The following is a 990-nucleotide window of genomic DNA, read 5'->3' on the forward strand; positions in this document are numbered from 1 at the left end:
CCGTGATCAGCCGCTCGGCGAGCACCCGGTGGGTTTGCGGGTCGGACTGCGGATCGTAGCGCACGGGGATCACCTCCCGGCCATCGATGCCGCCCGCCCGGTTCACTTCTTCGATTGCAAACAGCGTCCCGTACAACTGGGACGTTTCGATCGCTGACGTCACGCCGGTTTCCGAATACAGGACGCCAACCTTGATGGGTTCGGTTGATGCCACTTGGTTGCCACCTTTGCAGTCTGGTTATCGAGTGAGCGCTGCCCAATTCCGTATCATGTTAAATCAACCTCGCGCTATAGAGAACGTGTGACCTCCTTCGTCAGCGGCCTGCCACGCGCGCGAGCCAGTTGCACAGGAAGAACCGCCGGATCTTCGACGATCAGGCAACCACGCGCCCCGAAAACGGCGTGCTCGCAAGTGCCCGGCGCCGTGTCCAATGTGAGGCACAACGTGTCGTTCCCCGCCGCTCTGGCGGAGATCGTTCGCCAGAACCTTCGCGGCGCCTTCAAATGGTGCCTGATCGTCGAGCCGATCGACACTGGCTTCAAAGCGGGTGCGCCCTTTATTGACACGATAGTTATCGGTCATGTATCGGGTGTCGTGCAACGCCCGCTCCAGACGGGCCGATAGCGCGTCAAACCCGAGGCCGTCCGCATCCGGGGCATGGAAGGGTGCCCGCACGTCGCACAGGCCCGGGTAGCTGCGCGGCATCAGGCGCTCGACACGCGCGTCCTCGATCAGCAAGATCATCGCGATCAACATGGGCTTGGGCCGGGCCGCCGGCCCGGCGCTCAATCGCGCTCAGCGGTGCGCGGCGGTGTCATCCGGAATGCCCTCGATCGGACATTCCGGCGTACCGGGCGTCGACCGCGTCAGCGCCTCGACCTGCTTGCGCGTGCCTTCGGGATCGTTGATCCACTTCGCGTAGAACTCGTACGGACAGGCAGCCACACCATGCGCCTCCTCGCCCGAGTTGATCTTGCCCGTATAGCCGC

2 protein-coding genes and 1 pseudogene are annotated in these 990 nt (G+C 63.6%); all 3 read right to left on the reverse strand.

The window, feature by feature from the left end; translation table 11 throughout:
* On the reverse strand, positions 1-214 hold a 214-nt coding region (locus tag BO1_RS56080), incomplete at its 3' end, for a transporter substrate-binding protein (protein WP_043289404.1).
* A gap of 63 nt (positions 215-277) precedes the next feature.
* Positions 278-757 (reverse strand): hypothetical protein, encoded by a 480-nt coding sequence (locus BO1_RS49005; RefSeq protein WP_028223798.1) that lies wholly within the window; start codon positions 755-757, stop codon positions 278-280.
* A 39-nt stretch (positions 758-796) separates the two neighbouring features.
* A pseudogene (gene amiE / locus BO1_RS56085) lies at positions 797-990 on the reverse strand (aliphatic amidase); the annotation flags it as partial.

Origin of the sequence: Paraburkholderia oxyphila NBRC 105797 (assembly GCF_000685075.1) — a bacterium.
GTDB lineage: Bacteria > Pseudomonadota > Gammaproteobacteria > Burkholderiales > Burkholderiaceae > Paraburkholderia > Paraburkholderia oxyphila.

What these genes read in the sequence shown, in the direction of transcription:
- BO1_RS49005 (WP_028223798.1), bottom strand. Translation starts at nt 757, where the DNA reads ATGTTGATCGCGATGATCTTGCTGATCGAGGACGCGCGTGTCGAGCGC.